Origin of the sequence: Cyanobium sp. ATX 6A2, from assembly GCF_024346355.1 — a bacterium.
GTDB lineage: Bacteria > Cyanobacteriota > Cyanobacteriia > PCC-6307 > Cyanobiaceae > NIES-981.
Genome location: NZ_JAGQCU010000019.1, coordinates 38,389 through 57,697, shown reverse-complemented (window position 1 = coordinate 57,697; position 19,309 = coordinate 38,389). Strand labels below are relative to the sequence as shown.

20 protein-coding genes and 3 pseudogenes are annotated in these 19,309 nt (G+C 64.9%); 14 read left to right on the top strand and 9 right to left on the bottom strand.

From position 1 onward, the window contains the following. The first annotated feature begins 101 nt into the window (after nt 1-101). From KBY96_RS14015 to KBY96_RS14005, 3 genes and pseudogenes are all read left to right on the top strand, one after another. Entirely contained in the window at nt 102-977 is an 876-nt protein-coding gene (locus tag KBY96_RS14015; protein ID WP_254980113.1) for a methyltransferase domain-containing protein, read from the top strand. 341 nt (nt 978-1,318) lie between these two features. Next, a pseudogene (locus KBY96_RS14010) lies at nt 1,319-2,482 on the top strand (IS256 family transposase). A gap of 612 nt (nt 2,483-3,094) precedes the next feature. Continuing rightward, entirely contained in the window at nt 3,095-3,844 is a 750-nt protein-coding gene (locus KBY96_RS14005; RefSeq protein ID WP_254980112.1) for a sulfotransferase family 2 domain-containing protein, read from the top strand. 1,407 nt (nt 3,845-5,251) lie between these two features. Here the strand turns inward: KBY96_RS14005 and KBY96_RS14000 are convergent. Then, nucleotides 5,252-5,854, bottom strand: a complete 603-nt coding sequence (locus KBY96_RS14000; RefSeq protein WP_396122331.1) for a transposase — start codon at nt 5,852-5,854, stop codon at nt 5,252-5,254. 67 nt (nt 5,855-5,921) lie between these two features. Next, nucleotides 5,922-6,107 (bottom strand): annotated as a pseudogene (locus tag KBY96_RS13995) (adenylyl-sulfate kinase); the annotation flags it as partial. Nucleotides 6,108-6,236: 129 nt separating this feature from the next. Here KBY96_RS13995 and KBY96_RS13990 point away from each other — a divergent pair. Both KBY96_RS13990 and KBY96_RS13985 read left to right on the top strand, forming a co-directional pair. Continuing rightward, nucleotides 6,237-6,731, top strand: a pseudogene (locus KBY96_RS13990) (AI-2E family transporter); the annotation flags it as partial. Nucleotides 6,732-6,817: 86 nt separating this feature from the next. Next, entirely contained in the window at nt 6,818-7,888 is a 1,071-nt protein-coding gene (locus KBY96_RS13985) for an AI-2E family transporter (protein WP_254980109.1), read from the top strand. On the opposite strand, the gene cysC is transcribed toward KBY96_RS13985, so the two are convergent. Next, nucleotides 7,869-8,528 (bottom strand): adenylyl-sulfate kinase, encoded by a 660-nt coding sequence (gene cysC / locus KBY96_RS13980; protein WP_254980106.1) that lies wholly within the window; start codon nt 8,526-8,528, stop codon nt 7,869-7,871. The genes KBY96_RS13985 and cysC overlap by 20 nt on opposite strands. Nucleotides 8,529-8,649: 121 nt before the next feature. Between cysC and KBY96_RS13975 the strand changes: the two genes are divergently transcribed. From KBY96_RS13975 to KBY96_RS13960, 4 genes are all read left to right on the top strand, one after another. Beyond that, nucleotides 8,650-8,892 (top strand): type II toxin-antitoxin system VapB family antitoxin, encoded by a 243-nt coding sequence (locus KBY96_RS13975; protein ID WP_254980104.1) that lies wholly within the window; start codon nt 8,650-8,652, stop codon nt 8,890-8,892. Next, on the top strand, nt 8,889-9,260 hold the full coding sequence (locus KBY96_RS13970; RefSeq protein ID WP_254980103.1) for a type II toxin-antitoxin system VapC family toxin: 372 nt from the start codon (nt 8,889-8,891) through the stop codon (nt 9,258-9,260). The genes KBY96_RS13975 and KBY96_RS13970 overlap by 4 nt, the downstream gene beginning before the upstream one ends. A gap of 127 nt (nt 9,261-9,387) precedes the next feature. Further along, nucleotides 9,388-9,648: a type II toxin-antitoxin system Phd/YefM family antitoxin gene (locus KBY96_RS13965; protein WP_254980101.1), complete on the top strand. Its 261-nt coding sequence runs from the start codon at nt 9,388-9,390 to the stop codon at nt 9,646-9,648. Next, entirely contained in the window at nt 9,645-10,043 is a 399-nt protein-coding gene (locus KBY96_RS13960; protein WP_254980098.1) for a type II toxin-antitoxin system VapC family toxin, read from the top strand. The genes KBY96_RS13965 and KBY96_RS13960 overlap by 4 nt, the downstream gene beginning before the upstream one ends. Nucleotides 10,044-10,062: 19 nt before the next feature. On the opposite strand, the gene KBY96_RS13955 is transcribed toward KBY96_RS13960, so the two are convergent. From KBY96_RS13955 to KBY96_RS13945, 3 genes are all read right to left on the bottom strand, one after another. After that, complete coding sequence (locus KBY96_RS13955; protein ID WP_254980095.1) at nt 10,063-10,395, bottom strand: translation initiation factor; 333 nt, start codon at nt 10,393-10,395, stop codon at nt 10,063-10,065. A 151-nt stretch (nt 10,396-10,546) separates the two neighbouring features. Beyond that, a complete protein-coding gene (locus KBY96_RS13950; RefSeq protein ID WP_254980094.1) occupies nt 10,547-10,759 on the bottom strand; it encodes a type II toxin-antitoxin system HicA family toxin in 213 nt (70 codons plus the stop codon). 25 nt (nt 10,760-10,784) lie between these two features. Continuing rightward, on the bottom strand, nt 10,785-11,003 hold the full coding sequence (locus tag KBY96_RS13945; protein ID WP_254980093.1) for a type II toxin-antitoxin system HicB family antitoxin: 219 nt from the start codon (nt 11,001-11,003) through the stop codon (nt 10,785-10,787). A gap of 146 nt (nt 11,004-11,149) precedes the next feature. Between KBY96_RS13945 and trpB the strand changes: the two genes are divergently transcribed. Continuing rightward, nucleotides 11,150-12,415, top strand: a complete 1,266-nt coding sequence (gene trpB, locus KBY96_RS13940; RefSeq protein ID WP_254980092.1) for a tryptophan synthase subunit beta — start codon at nt 11,150-11,152, stop codon at nt 12,413-12,415. Between the two features lie 18 nt (nt 12,416-12,433). Here trpB and KBY96_RS13935 read toward each other — a convergent pair whose 3' ends face one another. From KBY96_RS13935 to KBY96_RS13925, 3 genes are all read right to left on the bottom strand, one after another. Next, nucleotides 12,434-13,303, bottom strand: a complete 870-nt coding sequence (locus KBY96_RS13935) for a 20S proteasome subunit A/B (protein ID WP_254980091.1) — start codon at nt 13,301-13,303, stop codon at nt 12,434-12,436. Nucleotides 13,304-13,315: 12 nt separating this feature from the next. Further along, nucleotides 13,316-14,308, bottom strand: coding sequence for a heat-inducible transcriptional repressor HrcA (locus KBY96_RS13930; protein WP_254980090.1), 993 nt, complete (start codon nt 14,306-14,308; stop codon nt 13,316-13,318). Nucleotides 14,309-14,378: 70 nt separating this feature from the next. Continuing rightward, nucleotides 14,379-14,723 (bottom strand): rhodanese-like domain-containing protein, encoded by a 345-nt coding sequence (locus KBY96_RS13925; protein WP_254980089.1) that lies wholly within the window; start codon nt 14,721-14,723, stop codon nt 14,379-14,381. 44 nt (nt 14,724-14,767) lie between these two features. Here KBY96_RS13925 and KBY96_RS13920 point away from each other — a divergent pair, with 44 nt between their 5' ends. The 4 genes from KBY96_RS13920 (at nt 14,768) to nuoH (ending at nt 19,294) form a co-directional block, all read left to right on the top strand. Continuing rightward, a complete protein-coding gene (locus tag KBY96_RS13920; protein WP_254980088.1) occupies nt 14,768-16,369 on the top strand; it encodes a DUF3352 domain-containing protein in 1,602 nt (533 codons plus the stop codon). Beyond that, nucleotides 16,362-16,850: a histidine phosphatase family protein gene (locus KBY96_RS13915; RefSeq protein ID WP_254980087.1), complete on the top strand. Its 489-nt coding sequence runs from the start codon at nt 16,362-16,364 to the stop codon at nt 16,848-16,850. The genes KBY96_RS13920 and KBY96_RS13915 overlap by 8 nt, the downstream gene beginning before the upstream one ends. Before the next feature lie 62 nt (nt 16,851-16,912). Beyond that, the gene (locus tag KBY96_RS13910) at nt 16,913-18,109 is read left to right on the top strand and encodes a citrate synthase (RefSeq protein WP_254980086.1); all 1,197 of its coding nucleotides are present in this window, start codon (nt 16,913-16,915) and stop codon (nt 18,107-18,109) included. Nucleotides 18,110-18,133: 24 nt separating this feature from the next. Continuing rightward, nucleotides 18,134-19,294, top strand: a complete 1,161-nt coding sequence (nuoH, locus tag KBY96_RS13905; RefSeq protein WP_254980084.1) for an NADH-quinone oxidoreductase subunit NuoH — start codon at nt 18,134-18,136, stop codon at nt 19,292-19,294. The last annotated feature ends 15 nt before the right edge of the window (nt 19,295-19,309 follow it).

Below are 19,309 nucleotides of genomic sequence, written 5' to 3'. Positions count from 1 at the left end.
TTTGCGACCCTTTGCTGTTCGTCCCAAAAACCTCTTTGGCCCACCGCTGGCATGCAGTCTGATCTCCTGATTCTATCGCTATTCCAGCGTAATCAACCAGCTTGCTGATTTTTCGAGGTACCCTTAAAACATTTCCTCTTGAAGTGGAGAGGTTTCGACTTGCCCCTCGCTACGACTTTACCCAAAAACCAGAAGTACCTGAAATTCTATACGATCAGTATGATCTTGGAATTAAATCAGAACAATGGCTTAAACTATGTCGAGAGGCAAGCATGAAAATCAAAATTGGGGTCTCATGTCAGAAATTGCAGTGGAGAACTGAAAGGCCTGAAGTTGGAAAAGTAGATTTTGGCGACCTAGCACGTATCGAACCGATCAGCCGTATCTTCGGCTACGATCGGGGGACGCCAATTGACCGACCCTTCATCGAGGAATTCCTCGAAAAACACAGGTGGGATATCTGCGGCCGAGTGCTGGAGATCGGGGACAACAGCTATACAAAACAGTATGGAGACAATCGGGTGACCGAAAGTGATGTACTTCATGTCAAAGAAGGATCTCCTGGGGCAACAATCATTGGAGATCTAAGTAATGCTCCTCATATTGCTGACAACAGCTTCGACTGCCTCATCCTGACGCAGGTGCTGGTGGTGATTTTCGACCTGCAAGCCACGGTTGCCACGATCCACCGCATTCTTAAGCCAGGGGGCGTTGCGCTGATAACCGTGCCGGGCATCTCAAATATTGACAAGGGGGAATGGCACGACAACTGGATGTGGAGCTTCACTCCCAACTCACTAAGGCAACTGCTGCTGCTTAACTTCAGCAAAGAGAAGATCGAAGTGAGCAGCAAAGGGAATATATTTACTTCGATATCCTTTCTACAGGGTCTCAGTTTAGAGGATCTAAAATGCTTTCCTGCCGCACCTGACGATCCTCACTACCCTCAAACCGTGCTAGGCCGAGCAGTCAAGTGACTGCCTGTGGACTGATTGAAGGCCGAACTAGCCAACTGCTATCACCACGCCCAAGGGTGCATGTTGCGCAAAGCTTGACAGGTGAGAAGGTAAAGCCATCAGCGATTATATCATCAATAGAAAGGGTGGTTTGAGCCTCAATGTCATAGCAGCAGGCTGCGATACGGCCGTCCCATGTGATTGCAAACATATGTTCAAGCTCATAATCACAAGCTTTTTGGGGAGGGGCAGTAGCTTGGGAGGCTTTCCAGACTGGTAGCTCTACCTGACCTGCCCAATCGTGAAAGCTTCCTTTCTTGGGGGTGGCACCGCTACTGCAAGGCAGCAGCGCCGGTGAGCTGATGCCTGAGATCGCGCGACAAGGCCTGCAGGACCTGATCGAGCTCGAGGTCGCTGCCTTCATCGGCGCCGACCGCCACGAACGCACCGGCGATCGGCTCGGCTACCGCAACGGCTACCGGCCTCGCAGCCTCGCCACCCAGGCGGGCGACATCGACCTGCAGATCCCCAAACTGCGCAACAGCGGCTTCCTGCCCTCGATCTTCGAGCCCCGCCGCCGGGTTGATCAAGCGTTCTATGGCGTGGTGATGGAGGCCTACGTTGGCGGCATCTCCACCAGGAAGGTCGATGCCCTGGTGGCAGCCCTTGGGGTTCAGAGCGGCATCTCGAAATCCAAGGTCAGCCGCATCTGCGCCGACATCGACGTGCAGGTGCAGGCCTTCCTGAACCGTCCCCTTGAGGAGACCGGCTACGCCTACGTTTACCTCGATGCCACCTACCTCCACGGCCGCCTGGGCAAGGCCCTGCAGGTCTGCTCCAGAGCCGTGGTCGTCGCCATGGGCGTCAACGCCGACGGCCGACGTGAGCTGCTCGGCCTGCAGGTGGGCGACAGCGAAAGCGAGAGCTTCTGGAGCGAGTTCATTGGCTCGCTCAAGGAGCGCGGCCTCACTGGCGTCAAGCTGGTGATCAGCGACGCCCACGTGGGCCTCACCAAGGCAATCCGCCGGCAGCTGCAAGGCTGCGCCTGGCAGCGCTGTCGGGTGCATTTTGCCAGGAACCTGCTTCAGCGCGTGCCAAAAGCCCACCAGGGCATGGTCACCGCTGCCCTGCGCTCGGTGTTTGCCCAAGAAGACGCCAGCGAGATCGCGAGCCGCTGGGATGATTTGGCCAACTCGCTGGCTGAGCGCTTTCCGAGAGCTACGGGGTTGATGCTGGAAGCCAAGGAAGACGTCCTCGCCTTCCGCCACTTCCCGTAACCCCACTGGAAAAAAGTGTGGAGCACCAATCTGCTGGAACGCCTCAACGAGGAGGTCAAACGCCGCACCCGCGTCGTCGTGATCTTCCCGAACGACGCCTCGATCACTCGCCTGGTGGGGGCTGTGCTGTTGGAGCAGGACGAGCACTGGCAGCTCGAGGGCCGGCGCATGTTCTCCGCCGAGAGCATGGTCGCCATCCCCTCGCTGGAGGTGCCTGCGCAGCCCTCCCTGCAGGAAGCAGCGGCCTGAGCTCAGGCCCCAGGTGATCGCGCCGTAGCGCCCCCACAGGGCGCAGCGGCGGGGGGTCACCGCCCGGGGGCCGGTGCACAAGACGTCACGATCAAGATTGCAGGCGTAGCCCACAACCGATCGGCAATCCAGACGAAAGACTTGACAAGTCAATCGTCTGGATTCATCATGAAAGAATGAGGTGTATATGCACCTCCGGAATGACAGCCCGTCATTCCACCCTTTTCACCCTCAGATCAGGGCAATCGGGCCTCGGGATTTACACCACACGAAGGGACGCGGCCGCCTGGGTGAGACGGAATGATATGACTTTTAATCAGCCCTGACCCGCGACGGCAGCGAGGCACTCTGAATGCCCTCTCATAGGCCCTGAGTTGGGAGGACCCCACAGCATGGGGTGTCAAAAGATGCCCATCCACAGTCAGAGCAGCATGAAAGTGAATGATATAATCCTAAGGTAAATTCATGATCCTTTCTAAGGACGGCAGTAGATAAGTCCATCGGCTGGCTTCGAGGCCCAGAGCTTTCAGGCAGCTAGTGAACAGACCCTTCTTGCCATGACGAGAGAATGAACTACTTCTTCCCAGCCAATTTCTTTCACTAGCCAGTGCCATGAACAACCGAAGAGATCTCCCCCTGAAAAGCAAAGGTTGGCTTTTCAGCAAAAATATAGCATACCATACATGGGTCTCGGAAAAAAATAGATACCTTTACTTCGGAACGCCAAAGACAGCCTGCACAAGAGTAAAGCTTTCGCTTCAGAAGATGGAAGGGTATCGACTTCCAGACCGCATTCTTGATATCCACGACAGAGCGGATTCCGCTCTTCGATACCCCAGAAACTTGCTGGACTTTAGCAGCGAAAAGCAGCACCAGATAATCAATTCAAATCGCTGGTACCGATTTTCTTTTGTTCGGAATCCCTATTACAGAATGTATTCAGCATTCGAAAATCAATTACACAACTTTTCCTACCCAGAGTACAATGCAGTTAGAAAAGAACTGAATAGAAGAGGCGGCATTACGTTTAGGAACTTCATAGAATATATCTCACAAGCGCCTCAAGACACCCGCGACCCCCATTGGGAATTACAGCACAGGTTACTCGGCATAGACCAAATAAAGTACACCTTTATTGGTAAGTATGAATTCTTCGCTACCGACTTTGTATATATTCTTACCGCTTTAGGTGCTTCCGAAGAAGTGCTTGCCACCGTTGGGACAAAAGTAAATCAAAGAATTGGGCCACCCCCTGAATTGGCGTTTGACGAGCATGTCGCAAACCTTATATACGAATACTGCAAAAGTGACTTTCAAGTCTTCAACTATAGCCAAGATAGCTGGCCAAGGTCTTCAGCTTGAGCACGAAAAAGTGACCAGGAGCTTGCTTTCCATCAAGTGGCGCTCCACTGGCAAACGCAAAGTTTCTCTGAGGCTAAGAGCCGAGGGACTACCAAAGGACACCGCTTCAGTTGCCAGATCCCATCGAAGGCACGTAGTAGAATTGGATTACAGATAAGCCTCCGCGACCCTCAAAGCCTTCTCCGTGTCTTGATTGCCCCTCAAAAGATTGGCCAGGATGCTAAGGACCTCTCTTCAAAATTAATAGATCATATGAAAATTGACAAAATATATTTTATTAATCTAGCAGATCGTAAAGATCGTCTCAGTTTCATGCGTTCACAGCTAAGCCGCTTCGATATAGCGTTTGAAAGGGTCGAAGGAATCAGGCCAGCAATATCATCCTTAGTCAATGCGTCTGGTGAGCACCATATGTCCTATCTCCGAGCAACGGCGAGGTTCCGCGATTATGCCAACAGCGAAAGAACGCACGCAAGAGCATGTGGTGTATTTGGAGTTTATATATCACATTGGAACATTCATCATAAGCACTCCGTGAAGGTTGTGGAAATTACGTCATTCTTGAAGATGACTGTCGCCTGGCCGACGATGTCTTTAGTAGAATTCAGCAAGCAGTCGCATCTAAATACATAAGCAGAGACTGGGATATTATCAGAGACTGTTGGCATAGCACTAATGAGGTTTGCAAATTCACTTCGCCACACCATGAGTCACGTTATTCGTCCCCTGGCAATTCGCATAATATCTTTGGTGGCGCTCACTTCTCGATATTCAGGGGGAGAAGCACGCGAAAGCTAGTTAGGTATTTGCGATCTGATCATCTAATTGCAATAGATGCGGCTTATTCAACTAATATAATGAACGTTTACCATGGCAGCTTCGGCGCGACGATCGAGGATCTAGGTACGGATATCCCGAAAGACAACTTACATTGATTGGAGATCAGAATGCAAATTTGTAGAAAAGGCACCTTGAGAAACAGTATCCCTTTGGTTACATAGTGCTCATAGACGCCGCCGGTCAGGCGCCAGGGCAGAAGAACTCTGTCTGTGTCACCCATTCAAGAGACTTCATCTCAATTAAAATGTTCAGCATTTTCGGCAATCATCAATTGCCCTAATAGAGGCCAGGTTATTGGGTATCGATCGCTGAAATATAATGCACCGCTGTCGATCTGGCTTGTTCAAGATTCCCAAAATGTCGCCTCCTGAGAAAGGCCAGATCACCTGCACTTCAGTGGATCTGCGGCAGTTGTGTGATAGAATCTGCGCAGATCGGCTCATTTCCGCCGAAAAGCCTTCCAAAGTTTTCCAGTTTGCGTTCAGGGCTCAGGACCCCCCGCTGCAGGACTCCATGCCTCAAAGCTCATCGCTGAGTGATCAAGAAGCAGTGCTCTCTGCTGCTGATTCAGGGATCGGGCAGTAGTGACGGCACATCCCGCCACGGTGATGGGCAATCCAGGCTTGCTCCAGGAACTCCCAGACATAGCGGCCCTGTTTCCTGAGGCTGGTCGTGACGGTGAGCAGGCGGCTGCGGCAGATCGCTCCCTGGCGGGACTGGAAGCCATGACTGAATCTTGCGCTGAATCACCGACTGGCGCAGGGCACGCTCAGCCGCGTTGTTGGTGGGCTCGATTCCCTCGGTCTCCAGGAAGGTCCAAAGGCCATCGGCCAGCTGCAGGATTTGCAGGCAGGTGCGGACCGTCTTGGCCCAAGGTGTTTGCTCGCCCCGCTGGTAGCCAAGCTCCACCACCCTTTGCAGCATTGCCTCAAAGGCCTGTCGGGTCGGCCGGCAGCTCTGTTGCAAGGCGGACCAGTCGATCGTTCTGCTCTTGTAGCGGTGCCAGTGATCAAACAGCTGTCGCTGCAGGTCCAAGAGTTCCGCGCCGAACTCGGCGATGGAGCCCGGCAGTTCGGCGATGGCGACCAGGTCGAGGATCAGATGCGCCCAGCACAGCTGGCGTTGCTGGGTGGGCAGGTGCTTGTAGGCCGAGAAGCGATCGCTCACCACAATCCCGCCAAAGGTGCTGCCCAGCAGCTCGATGGCGGCGGCTGTCCGCCTATAATGAGGCTGGCCAGCGGATGTTGTCGCCACCGAGCGCGTAGCAGGCCAGCCCCTGCTTGAACAGGGCCGAGTTCACGGCATTGGCCAGGGTGCTCTTGCCGGCCCCGCTCAGCCCTGTGAACCAAAGGATGGCGCTGTGGTGCCACATGATGTTGGTGTTGTTGCCCTTGTGCTTAAGCGCTGAACAGCACAGCTCGATCCTGAGCCGACTCGTTCCTAGAGGAAGAATGGCCCGATAGGAGCTCTGTCCGGCAGGCGTGCGGGCCGATTGACGGCTTCGGCGAGGTCGTCGTCGAGCGCGGCAAGATGTGACAGTGGAGATCCCTTCATGCTCGAACGCCTGGTTCTGCCCCCCTGGCTCAAGGCCGGCCTGGCGTTGCCGCTGCTGGTGCTGAACCTCTGGGTGTTGCGTCAGCTGCTGCTGCCGTTGGCGCCTTTCCCGGCCCTGTTTGTGGCGGCGGCGTTGATCGCGTTTCTGCTCGACATCCCGGCCCGTTGGCTCTGGCAGCGCGGCTTGCCGCGGGGATTGGCGATCGCCCTGGTGCTGGGGGGGAGTCTGGGGCTGGTGGCCCTGGCGCTGATCTGGCTGGTGCCGCGGCTGATCGAGCAGCTGGGCGACCTGGTGGCTGCCATGCCCGGTTGGCTGGCCCAGGGTGAGGTGTGGCTTGATCGCCTGGAAGCCTGGGCGAGCCAGCAGGGCATCCCCACCGATTTCGGCAATCTCAGCAGTGATCTGCTCACCCGCCTCAGCAAGCTCGCCAGCCAGCTCAGCCAGCAACTCCTGGGCCTGTTGGGGGCCACGCTGGGCCTCACGGTCAACACCGCACCCCCCCCTGCGGCTATTCGCTGGCCTGCAGGAGCTGATGGCAGCCAGCCCTGCCACTATCCCCATCAGCGCAGATCACCCCCATGCTCGAACGCCTGGAACTCCCCCCCTGGCTGAAGGCCGGCCTGGCGCTGCCGCTGCTGGTGCTCAACCTCTGGGTGCTGCGCCAGCTGCTGCTGCCGCTGGCGCCGTTTCCGGCCCTGATCGTCACCGCCGCGCTGATCGCCTTCCTGCTCGACATCCCCAGCCGCTGGCTGCGGCAGCGGGGGGTTCCCCGCCCGGCGGCCATGGCCCTGGTGCTGGCGGTGGCCCTGGGGGCACTGGCACTGGCGCTGCTGGGGCTCGTGCCGCGCCTGGTGGAGCAGCTGGGCGATTTGATCGTGGTGCTGCCCCGCTGGATCTCCAAGGGCCAGGTGTGGCTGGATGCCCTCGAAGCCTGGGCGGCACAGCAGGGGCTACCTACCGATTTCGGCAGCCTCAGCAGTGATCTGCTCACACGCCTCAGCCGGTTGGCCAGTCAGTTCAGCCAACGGCTGCTGGGTGTGCTGGGCGCCACGGTGGGTCTCACCATCAATACGGTGATCGTGCTGGTGCTGGCGGTGTTCCTGCTGCTGGGCGGTGAGAGCATCGCCGCCGGCCTGGCGCTCTGGTTGCCTCCCGGCGTGCGCTCCCTGGTGGTGGACACCGTGGGCCGCACTTTCCGCGGCTACTTCGCCGGCCAGGTGCTGCTGGCCCTGATCCTCAGCAGCCTGCAGACGGTGGTGTTCACCGTGCTGGCGATTCCCTATGGCGTGCTGTTTGCGGTGCTGATCGGCTTCACCACCCTGATTCCCTTCGCCAGCTCACTCACGATCCTGTTGGTGAGTGCCCTGCTGGCCCTCAACGATCCCAGCACCGGCCTGGAGGTGCTGGTGGCCGCCATCGCCGTGGGCCAGGTGGTGGATCAGGTGATCCAGCCGCGCCTGATGGGCAAGATCGTGGGTCTGCAGCCCGCCTGGTTGCTGGTGTGTCTTCCCCTGGGCGCTCGCCTCGGGGCGCTGCTGGGGCTGGGTGAGCTGCTGGGGCTGCTGCTGGCGGTGCCGGTGGCCAGCTGCGGGAAAACCTTCCTTGATGCCTGGGGAAGCCGGCTGCGGCTCAGTTCGTCTGGGGAATGACGCCCCTGCCCTCTAGCAGAGCCAGCACCGCGCTCACGCAGTTCTCCAGGCTTTGGGCACCGGTCTCCACCCGCAGCTCCGGGGTCTCGGGCGCCTCGTAGGGGCTGGAGATCCCCGTGAATTCCTTGATCTCACCGGCCCGGGCCTTGGCGTAGAGTCCCTTGGTGTCGCGCTCTTCGCACACCGCCAGGCCGGCGTCGCAGAAGATCTCGATGAAGTCGCCGTCCGGCACCAGGGCGCGCACCTTGTCACGGTCGGCCTTGAACGGCGACACGAAGGCGGTGAGCACCACCACGCCGGCATCGAGGAACAGCTTGGCCACCTCGCCGATGCGGCGGATGTTCTCCTCCCGGTCGGCGTCGGAGAAGCCCAGGTCGTTGCAGAGGCCGTGGCGGATGTTGTCGCCGTCGAGCACGTAGCAGGCCAGGCCCTGCTCGAACAGGGCCGAATTCACCGCGTTGGCCAGGGTGCTCTTGCCAGCCCCGCTCAGGCCCGTGAACCAGAGGATGGCGCTGCGGTGGCCGCGCTGGTGGGCCCGCGCCTCGCGGCTCACCGTGCTGTGGTGCCACACGATGTTGGTGCTGTTGCCCTGGGTGGTGAGCGCCCCGTAGGCGGGGTTGCTGGCGGGGCTGGCGGTCATGCGGGCTTGGGCGGTGGGGGCGATCGGGCCATTCTCCCCTGCGCCCCTCTTCAGGACCTGCAGGGTTGCCCTGTCGTCTGAACTTGATTCTAGAATCTCAGTCTACCTAGCTCCTGTAGGAATGGCTGTCAGCATCAAGAGCCCTCGAGTGGACGCCCTGCTTGAGCAGCTGCGCCAGCTCACGGGCCGGGGCGCCACGGAGATCGTGCGGGAGGCGCTGGAGCTGGAGCTTCAGCGGCAGCGGCGCCTCAGCCGGCGGAGGCGGCTCAGTGCCGAGTTGCCCCTGCTGCAGGAGCAAGCCACGGAAACGGCCAGGCCCTTCAATCCCGCTTCGCTCTATGACGAGCAGGGCCTGCCGGCGTGATTCTGGATACGTCGCTGCTGCTGGCGATCCTGCAGCGGGAACCGGGGTGGGAGCAACACCAGCAGTCCCTGGAGCAGGCTGAAGTGCTGCGTCTGTCGGCAGGCACCCTGCAGGAGCTGCTGCTGGTGGCTCACTGCCGTGGTGTGCTCGCACCGATGCAGACGTTGCTGGATCTGATTGACCCCGATGTGGTGCCGGTGGATGCGGATCTGGCAAAGCGCGCGCTGGGGATCTTCCAGCGTTTCGGCAAGGGCCAGGGCCATCCGGCCCAGCTCAACTTTGGGGATTGCTTTGCGGCGGCCCTGGCTGAGCGTGATCAGTTGCCCCTGGCCTACATCGGCGACGATTTCGCCAAGGCGGGCTTTTGAGTTCCACCCATGGACTTAGTCCATGACTAAGCTCTATCGCCTGTCTGGCTCTCGGGCCATGAAAACCGACCCGCCTGCCTCTGTTCCAGATCCGGACGTCCGGAGCACCGCTGTTCCCCTGCGAACGGTGAATGTGCACCAGGCGAAAACCCACCTCTCGCGCCTGATCGACGACGCCCACGCCGGCGAGACCATCCTGCTCGCCAAGGCCGGCAAACCCTGGGCCCGGCTGATGCCCCTCGCGCCGCCATCCCCCCAGCGCATTCCCGGCCGCCTGCGTAGCCGGGGTCCCCTCCGCCAGCCCGATGGCCTGCTCGAGCCCCTGGAGCCCGAGGAGCTCGCCGCCTGGGAGAACGGCCCGCTGACGCCCTGGATGCCCCAGCCTTGAGTGCTCCACCCGCCTACCTGCTCGACAGTCACGTGCTGCTGTGGTGGTGGTTCGATCCCGAGCGCCTCTCAGCTCCGGTGCAGGCCCTGCTCATCGACCCCGGCACCGCGATCCTGGTGAGTGCTGCATCGGTGTGGGAACTGAGCCTCAAGCACCATCAAGGCAAGCTGCCGGAGCTGGACACCGCCATCGCCGACCTGCCGGGCCTGCTGCAGGCCGATGGCTTCCAGTCCCTGCCGATTGCCCTGGCCCATGGGCTGCGGGCCGGCGCTTATCGCCAGCCCCTCCGCGACCCCTTCGATCGCATGCTGGCGGCGCAGGCCGAACTGGAGCGGCTGGTGCTGCTCACCGCCGATCCGGCCCTGGCTGCCTTCCCTTGTCAGACGCTCTGGTGAGTGCCGAGCGGCTTGGCCTTCAGCCCCCCGCCTGCTTCGGCCGGTAGCCCGCCGCCTCCAGCGCCGCCAGGGCGGTGGCCACCTGGTCGCCCTGCAGTTCAATCAGGCCGTCCTTGAGGGTGCCGCCGGTGCCGCAGGTGGCCTTGAGCTGCTTGAGCAGGGCCTTGAGCTCGGCCTCGGGGGCCTCCAGCCCGGTGATGGCGGTCACAAGCTTGCCGCCCTTGCCGGCTTTGGTGCGCTGCACCCGCACGCGCTGCTGGGCACGTGTTGTTTCCCCACCATCGGCATTGCTTGCCGCGGAGCGCTGCAGGCTCTCCGGTCTGCTGAATTCTTGCCAGCCGCCCTTGGCCATGGCGCGAACTTACTGGATGGTTTCCGCGCTTCGGCTGGTGCCAGTGCACTATCTGGGAAGGCCGCGAGAACGGCGCGGTCTGCAGATAGGCCAGCACGGTGGTGTCGACGCCGCTGAAGGCCTTGGCTCTTTTTGGAGTCGGGGCAGGGTTTCATAGGGCCTTGAGCAAGGTGTCGGCATCAACCCCGGCCTGGCGCAGGACGCTGGCCAGCGTGCCGACGGCGAGGTCACGGCGGTGGAGGGGAACGACGCAGATGTCCGCCGCTGGAGTGCCGTCGGCGTTGGTCGTGGTTCTGCGGAGCACCAGGTGGCTGCCTTTCTGGCGCACCTCCTCAAACCCAAGTCGCTTCAGGGCTGCCACCACCGCGGCGGCAGGAAGGCGCGGAAGCTTAGGCAATGCTCACCTCAAAGGTGGTGAGCAGCCGCGGCACCGGAGCGGGCTGAGGACACTCCTCCAGGAACAGCTCGGTGGCCTCTCGCAAGTTGGTCAGGGCTTCTTCCACCGTGTCTCCCTGGCTCACCGTGCCGACCTCCGGACACTCAGCCACATAAACCTCGTCTTCGCGGTGAAGGATCGCCGTGAGTCGTTGAGGGGTGGCGGTGCTCATCGGTGTTGAGCGCAGTCATCCCAGTCTGGGGCTTTCTGCAGCGCAGAAGCATCCAGCCAGCACTGTCGTCCACCAAGGCTTGTGTGCCAGAAGCGTTGCTGCCGGGCGCTGGCTTCTTAGGGTCTTCACACTTGACACCGCCTCTGGTGACCAGCACCGTTCCCCCCCTCAGCAGCACCCCGGCCGGGCCGGACGCCCTGCAGCCCCAGGTGCGGCCCACGGCCGCCGGCCGCTTCGGGCGTTTCGGCGGCCAGTACGTGCCGGAAACCCTGATGCCGGCCCTGGCCGAGCTGGAGGTTGCCGCTGCCGAGGCCTGGGCCGATCCCGCCTTCACCGAGCGCCTCAACCACCTGCTGCGCACCTATGTGGGCCGCCCCACGCCGCTGTATGAGGCCGAGCGGCTCACCGAGCACTACCGCCGTCCCGAGGGCGGTCCGCGCCTGTGGCTGAAGCGCGAGGACCTCAACCACACCGGCGCCCACAAGATCAACAACGCCCTCGGCCAGGCGCTGCTGGCCCTGCGCATGGGCAAGCAGCGGATCATCGCCGAGACCGGCGCCGGCCAGCACGGCGTGGCCACGGCCACCGTGTGCGCCCGCTTCGGCCTGGAGTGCGTGGTCTACATGGGTGCCGAGGACATGCGCCGCCAGGCCCTCAACGTGTTCCGCATGCGCCTGCTGGGGGCCACGGTGCAGCCGGTCACCGCCGGCACCGCCACCCTCAAGGACGCCACCAGCGAGGCGATCCGCGACTGGGTGACCAACGTGGAGCGCACCCACTACATCCTTGGCTCGGTGGCCGGCCCCCACCCCTACCCGATGCTGGTGCGCGACTTCCACGCCTGCATCGGCATCGAGGCCAAGCAGCAATGCGCCGAGGCCTTCGGTCGCCTGCCCGACCTGCTGGTGGCCTGTGTGGGCGGCGGCTCCAACGCCATGGGCCTGTTCCACCCCTTCGTCGAAGACACCGCCGTGCGGCTGATCGGCGTGGAAGCCGCCGGCGAGGGGGTGGCCTCGGGCCGCCACGCCGCCACCATCACCGAGGGCCGGGTGGGGGTGCTGCACGGCGCCATGAGCCTGCTGCTCCAGGACAGCGAGGGCCAGGTGCAGGAGGCCCACTCGATCAGCGCCGGCCTCGACTACCCCGGTGTGGGCCCGGAGCACAGCTACCTACGGGAGATCGGCAGGGCCGAGTATCTGGCCGTCACCGACGACGAGGCCCTGGCCGCCCTGCGCCTGGTGAGTGAGCTGGAGGGCATCATCCCGGCCCTGGAAACGGCCCACGCCTTCGCCGCCCTCGATCAGCTCTGCCCCACCCTGGCCCCCGGCACCGAAGTGGTGCTCAACCTCTCCGGCCGCGGCGACAAGGATGTGAACACCGTGGCCGAGCGGCTGGGCGGCCTGAGCGGCTGATCGGGCCTGCGCCCACGCTCAGCCCAGCACCGGATCGGCGGAGGTGCTCACCGAGGGAGCCGGCTTGGCCGCCTCGGCGCTGGCCTGGGGCTCCCAGGGAAAGCGTGGCAGCCGCTCCAGGGCTTCGCGCTGAACCTCCATCCAGGTGTTGAGAAACGCCTCAAGGGCGTCTGAATCCGCACCCAGGCGCAGTTGCTGGGCGATGCGCAGTTCGTCGCGGCGCAGGATCACCAGGTCGAAGGGCGGCCCCACGGTGAGGTTGGAGCGCCGCGTGATCACCTGCGACACCAGGCACAGCCGGGCCGCATCCTCCAGCGACATGCGGGTGTTGGCCAGGCCATCGAGCGGCGGCTTGCCGTATTTGCTCTCGCCGATCTGCAGGAACGGGGTTTCGGTGGTGGCCATCACCGCGTTGCCCTGGGGGTAGATCATGAACAGCCCATGGTGCTGGCCGGCGATCTGGCCGCCGAGGATGAACGAGGCCGAGCCGCTGGCGCCCGCCTGGGAGAGCGCTGGCTTGATCTCCGCCTGCACCTCGCGGCTGATCCGGCCCACGTAGTCGGCCACCTCGAACAGGTAGTCGGCATCGAGCAGCGAGTTCAGCCGCCTCTGCTCCGCGGCGCTGTCGCCCTTGTGGCCCTTGTCGCCCTTCTCCCCGGAGTCGCCCCGGCCCCGCTGGGCCCGGTCCAGATCCCGCTGGATCCGGTTCAGCACCGCCTGGGTGGTGGCCAGATTGCCCGCCGCCAGCAGCACGATCAGACGGTCGTCGGAGGGCCGGAAGATGTGCATCTTCCGGTAGCTGGAGATGTAGTCCACTCCGGCGTTGGTGCGGCAGTCCGAGGCCATCACCAGCCCTGCTTCCAGCAGGAAGCCCAGGCAATAGGTCATCGGCTCGTTGCCTCAGGTCAGCAATCGCTGCAGGCTAGATGCCACCGAGCGCACGGCCGCCGTGGCGGTGGCGTAGGCCATGCGCATGGGCCCGATCAGCGCCACGTGGCCCACACCGCCGTCACCACTGCGGTAGGCGGCCTGCACCACCGCGCAGCCGGCCAACGCGGCATGGGGGTGTTCGTCACCGATCCACACAGCATTGGGCCGGGGTCCCAGCACCTGCTCGGGCTCCTCCTCCACCAGCTGCACCAGCGCCCGCAGGCTGGCGGTGTGGCTGAAGTCGGGCTGGCCCAGCAGCTTGCCCAGGCCGCTGGCCACCGCGTCGCGGCTGGGGCCGGGGCAGCACATCGCCTGCGCGTCCACCAGCTGGCGCAGCAGCCGCCCGCTGGTGGCCAGTTCCCGGGGCAGTTGCTGCCAGGCGATGGCGCCGTCGTCGGTGCGCAGCTGGTCGTTGGCCCAGCGCTCCAGCACCGCCAGTTCCGGTTCGCTGCCGGCGGGCAGGCGCAGGTTGTGGCTGCTGGTGTGGGTGGGTCCGTGCACCAGGAACACCAGCAGCCGCTCACCGCTCGGCACCAGCCGCAGGGCCTGGAGCTGGGGTTGGCGCAGCGGCCGCCGCGGCCGGGTGATCAGGCTCAGCAGGCCGGTGAGGTCGGTCAGCCGCCGGCCCAGATGCAGCAGCAGGTCGTCGAAGGCCGGCCATTGCAGGCTGAGGTTGGCCAGGTCGCGCTCCAGTTGCAGGGCGGCGGCGCCGGGGGCGGGCAGCAGCTGGTCCACATACAGCCGGTAGCCCTGCTGGCTGGGCACGCGGCCGGCGGAGGTGTGGGGCTGGGTGAGCAACCCCTGCTGCTCCAGGGCCCCCATGGCCGAGCGCACGGTGGCCGCACTGGTGGGCAGCCCGAAGCGCCGCACCAGCGTTTTGCTGCCCACCGGTTCCATCGTGTCCACGTAGTGGCGCACGGCCAGGCTCAGCACCTCCTGCTGTCGAGGGGAGAGGACCTGCACCGGATGCTGTGGCGAGGTGGGAACGTTGATGGTAAAGACAGCACCCGGATCTGGCGCGGCCCCAGGGTCATCAGTAGCGGGGCACCCCCGGATCCACCTCCACGCTCCAGGCGTCGATGCCGCCGTGCAGGTTCCACACCTCGCCGTAGCCCTGCTGCTCCATCAGCCAGCAGGCGAACTGCCAGCTGCGCACGCCGGCGTGGCAGAGCACGGCCACCGGCCGGTCGCGCTGCAGTCGCTGGTCCAGCTCCGCCAGCCACTCCTGGGAACGGCTCAGGGGCAGGTGCAGCACGGGATGGGGCAGCCGCGCCCAGCTCAGCTCCTGGTCTTCGCGCACATCCACCAGCTGGATCGCCTCGCCCCGCTGCAACCGCTCCTGCAGCTCGCGGGCGGGGATGCTGAGCGGTGTGTTCACAGGTCTGGCTCCGGTGCAGGATGGGTCCATCCTGCTGTGGATGCATGAAGGCCCGCCGATTTCTGGCGGTGGTGCTGGCGGTGATCCTGGTGCTGCTGGCCCTGGGCGGGGCCGCCTCGTGGCTGGTGTGGCAGCGCTCCCCCCTGCAGCTGCAGCACCGGGTCCTCACGACCCCCCGGGCGGCCCGTTTCGTGCCCCGCGATGTGGATCTCAGCCTCTACCTGCTCAGCGACGCCGAGCAGCCCCTGGCCTATGCCCGGGCGGTGGCACCGCCGCGGCGGCGCGCCGAGGCCCGCGATGCCCTGGCCCGCCTGCGCGATGGGGCCTTCGCCGCCGCCGGTCTCGACTACCCTGGCGAACTGGCTGGCTGGCTGGGCCCCGAAACCGGCCTCTGGCTGCTGGCGGGCGACGACCGCACCCCCGCTGGCTGGGTGCTGGCCCTGAGCAGCCGTGACGGCGACGGGGCCCGCCGCTTCCTGCAGCGCTTCTGGCAGACCCGCAGCCTCGCCGGCACCTCCCTGCAGGTGAGCAGCTACCGGGGCATGGGCCTGATCAGCGGCCGCGGCGCCCTGCTGGGCAGCCAGCCGGTGCCGATCGCCACCGCCCTGATCAACGACGACCTGGTGTTGCTGGCCTCGGGCCGGGGACCGCTGGAGCAGGCCCTCGACGTGTCCCAGATCGACGAGCTCAACCAGGGCGCCGATCCAGACTTCCAGCGGTCCCTCGAGCGGCTGGGCGAGGGGGCGCTGCTGGTCACCGCCCGTCCTCCGGCCCTGGACGACTGGCTGGGGGGGGGCTGGCCCGGGGCCGGCTCCCTGGTGGCGGCCCTCAGGCCCCAGGGAGCCCATCTCCTGGTCGATGGCTGGCTGGCGCCGGCGCCGGGCGGGGACGACGAGAGTTTGGCGGGCTTCCCGGCGGCCGGCGCCACCACCGCCGCCGCCACCAGCGCTGCCGAGGCCCTGCTGGCCGACGTGCGCGGCGAGGCCGCCAGCCTGGCCCTGCTCCAGAACCCGGCCCACTGGCCCCAGGCCTGGCAAGCCCGGCTGCAGCCCTGGCTGATCGCCGGCCCGGGCCGACCGCTCGAGCCCCTGCCGGCCCGGGTGGCCGCAGCGGCCGAGGGGCCGCTGCTGGTGCTGCGCTCGGCTGGCGGCTGGCTGCTGGGCAGTCCGGAGGGCTCCCCCGATCCGGCGGCCCTGGAGGCCGACCTGGCCCGGGACGGCCTGATCGCCGCTCCGCTCGAGCTGGACGGCGAGCGGGTCCAGGTGTGGACCCGGTTGCAGGCCGCCAGCGGACGCCGCGGCGCCCCCAGCGAACAGCTCCAGGCCACCCTGGCGGCGGCCCGCCGCGAGCAGGATGGCCGCGCCTGGTGGTCTGATTCCCTGGACACCCTCAGCCAGCAGCGCCAGTCGCGCCAGGGCCCCCGGCCGCTGCTGGCAGGCCTGGCGGCCCTCGATCTGCCCGCGGCGCCGCTGCGCTGGGCCCTGGCCGCCGGGCCGGCCCAGGAGCTGCTCCCGGGCTGGACGCCCTGGCGGCTGCTCTCGGCCCTGGCGGGAGAGCCCCTGGCCGAGCCGGTGCAGGGCCTTGGCCTGGCTCTGCAGAGCGAGGATGGCGCCCTGCACCTGCGGGCCCGCCTCAGCTATGGCTGAACTGCTGCTGCTGCGCCATGGCATCGCCGAGGAGCGCAGCCCCGAGCGCCATGATGCTGAGCGGTCTCTGACCCCCGAGGGCCGCGTCCGCACCCAGGCGGTGCTGGCCCAGCTGCTGCGCCTCGATCTGGGCTGCACCGCCCTGTTCAGCAGTCCGCTCCGGCGGGCTCGCCAGACGGCCGAGCTGGCCTGCGCCGCCGGCCTGGCACCGGCCGTGCAGCTGGCCGAGGGCCTCGCGCCGGGCGGTGACCCCTGGCCCCTGCTGCGCGCTGTGGCGGCCGGGCAGCGCCTGGCGCTGGTGGGCCATGAGCCCGATCTCGGCCTGCTGGCGGCGGCCCTGATCGGCGCGGAGCCCGGCCGGGTGCCGCTCAAGAAGGCCGGCGTGGCGCTGCTGCACCTCGATTTCCCCCCGGGTTCGGCCCGGCCCCGGGGCCAGCTGCGGCTGCTGATGGGCCCCCGGCAGCTGCTGGGCGGCAGCTAGCGCTACGGCGCCGGATGGCGGCTGGCCGTAGGGTCGCCGAAGCCCTGCCTGCCCGTCTGCCCGTGAGTGACACTGCGTCGCACACCGCCAGTGATGTCCCCCCGGCTCCAGCTCCGGCTCCGGCCACGCCGCCGCCGTTCCGCCCCGGACTCGAGGGGGTGCCGGCCACCCAGTCGGCCATCTGCGACATCGACGGCCGTCAGGGGCAGCTCACCTATCGCGGCTTCGACACGGCGATCCTGGCGGCCCAGAGCACGTTTCTGGAAACCGCCTACCTGCTGATCTGGGGTGATCTGCCCACCGCGGTGCAGCTGCGGGAGTTCGAGCACGAGGTGCAGATGCACCGGCGGGTGAGCTTCCGCATCCGCGACATGATGAAGAGCTTCCCCGCCCAGGGCCATCCGATGGATGCCCTCCAGGCCAGCGCCGCCTCCCTGGGGCTCTTCTATTCCCGCCGCGCCCTCGACAATCCCGAATACATCTACGGGGCGGTGGTGCGCCTGCTGGCCAAGATCCCCACGATGGTGGCGGCATTCCAGCTGATCCGCAAAGGCCAGGATCCGATCCAGCCCCGCGACGACCTGCCCTACGCGGCCAACTTCCTCTACATGCTCACCGAGCGGGAGCCCGATCCGCTGGCGGCCCGCATCTTCGATGCCTGCCTGATCATCCATTCCGAGCACAGCCTCAACGCCAGCACCTTCAGCGCCCGCGTCACCGCCAGCACCCTCACCGATCCCTACGCCGTGGTGGCCTCGGCGGTGGGCACCCTGGCGGGCCCCCTGCACGGCGGTGCCAACGAGGACGTGCTGGCCATGCTCGAAGCGATCGGCAGCCCTGACCAGGTGGAGCCCTGGCTGGATCGGGCCATCGCCGAGCGTCAGAAGATCATGGGTTTCGGCCACCGGGAATACAAGGTGAAGGATCCCCGGGCGGTGATCCTGCAGAGCCTGGCCGAGCAGCTGTTCGACCGCTTCGGCCACGACCCCCTCTACGACCTGGCCTGCGCCCTCGAGCGGGCGGCCGCCGAGCGCCTGGGGCCCAAGGGCATCTATCCCAACGTCGACTTCTATTCCGGGCTGGTGTACCGCAAGCTCGGCATCCCCAGGGATCTGTTCACGCCGATCTTTGCCATCGCCCGCACCGCCGGCTGGCTGGCCCACTGGAAGGAGCAGCTGGGGGCCAACCGTATCTTCCGGCCCTCGCAGATCTACACCGGCTCGCTACCCCGCCAGTGGCAGCCCCTGGACGCCCGCTAAGTTGCCCCTACCTGAGCAGCCCCCATGGTGAGCACCTCGGCCCCCGGCAGCGCACCGGGGCTCGACGCAGCCGCAGGCCTCGATCTGCAGGCCAGCTTTGAAACCCTTCTGCAGGGTGCCGGCCTCAGCGCCGGCACCGCCCACCTGCTGTGGCTGCCGCTGCCGATGCTGCTGGTGCTGGTGGCGGCCGTGATCGGCGTGCTGGTGAACGTGTGGCTGGAGCGCAAGATCTCCGCCGCCGTGCAGCAGCGCATCGGCCCGGAATACGCCGGTGCCCTGGGGGTGCTCCAGCCCCTGGCCGATGGCCTCAAGCTGCTGTTCAAGGAAGACATCATCCCGGCCCGGGCCGACGGCCTGCTGTTCACCCTCGGGCCGGTGCTGGTGCTGATCCCGGTGATCCTCAGCTGGCTGGTGGTGCCCTTCGGCCAGAACCTGCTGATCAGCAACGTGGGCGTGGGGATCTTTCTGTGGATCTCCCTCAGCAGCATCCAGCCGATCGGCCTGCTGATGAGCGGCTATGCCTCCAACAACAAATATTCCCTGCTGGGCGGCCTGCGGGCGGCGGCCCAGTCGATCAGCTACGAGATCCCCCTGGCCCTGGCCGTGCTGGCGGTGGTGATGATGAGCAACTCGCTCAGCACCGTCGACATCGTTAATCAGCAAAGCGGCGCCGGCATCCTCAGCTGGAACATCTGGCGCCAGCCGGTGGGCTTTGTGATCTTCTGGATCTGCGCCCTGGCCGAGTGTGAGCGCCTGCCCTTCGACCTTCCCGAGGCCGAGGAGGAGCTGGTGGCCGGCTATCAAACCGAATACGCCGGCATGAAATTCGCCCTCTTCTACCTGGGCAGCTACATCAACCTGGTGCTCTCGGCCCTGCTGGTGTCGGTGCTCTACCTGGGCGGCTGGGGCTTTCCCATACCGGTGGAGTGGCTGGCGGGCTGGCTGGGGCAGCCCATCGATGCCCCGGCGGTGCAGGTGATCACCGCCTCGGTGGGCGTGGTGATGACCGTGCTCAAGGCCTACCTGCTGGTGTTCCTGGCGATCCTGCTGCGCTGGACCACCCCGCGGGTGCGCATCGATCAGCTGCTCGACCTGGGCTGGAAGTTTCTGCTCCCCATCGCCCTGGTGAATCTGCTCGTCACCGCCGGCCTCAAGCTCGCCTTCCCCGCCTTCTTCGGGGGATGAGCCAGCGCCCGCCAG

What these genes read in the sequence shown, in the direction of transcription:
- KBY96_RS14005 (WP_254980112.1), top strand. Translation starts at nt 3,095, where the DNA reads ATGAACAACCGAAGAGATCTCCCCCTGAAAAGCAAAGGTTGGCTTTTC.
- KBY96_RS13985 (WP_254980109.1), top strand. Translation starts at nt 6,818, where the DNA reads ATGCTCGAACGCCTGGAACTCCCCCCCTGGCTGAAGGCCGGCCTGGCG.
- cysC (WP_254980106.1), bottom strand. Translation starts at nt 8,528, where the DNA reads ATGACCGCCAGCCCCGCCAGCAACCCCGCCTACGGGGCGCTCACCACC.
- KBY96_RS13975 (WP_254980104.1), top strand. Translation starts at nt 8,650, where the DNA reads ATGGCTGTCAGCATCAAGAGCCCTCGAGTGGACGCCCTGCTTGAGCAG.
- KBY96_RS13955 (WP_254980095.1), bottom strand. Translation starts at nt 10,395, where the DNA reads ATGGCCAAGGGCGGCTGGCAAGAATTCAGCAGACCGGAGAGCCTGCAG.
- KBY96_RS13945 (WP_254980093.1), bottom strand. Translation starts at nt 11,003, where the DNA reads ATGAGCACCGCCACCCCTCAACGACTCACGGCGATCCTTCACCGCGAA.
- KBY96_RS13935 (WP_254980091.1), bottom strand. Translation starts at nt 13,303, where the DNA reads ATGACCTATTGCCTGGGCTTCCTGCTGGAAGCAGGGCTGGTGATGGCC.
- KBY96_RS13920 (WP_254980088.1), top strand. Translation starts at nt 14,768, where the DNA reads ATGAAGGCCCGCCGATTTCTGGCGGTGGTGCTGGCGGTGATCCTGGTG.
- KBY96_RS13915 (WP_254980087.1), top strand. Translation starts at nt 16,362, where the DNA reads ATGGCTGAACTGCTGCTGCTGCGCCATGGCATCGCCGAGGAGCGCAGC.
- nuoH (WP_254980084.1), top strand. Translation starts at nt 18,134, where the DNA reads ATGGTGAGCACCTCGGCCCCCGGCAGCGCACCGGGGCTCGACGCAGCC.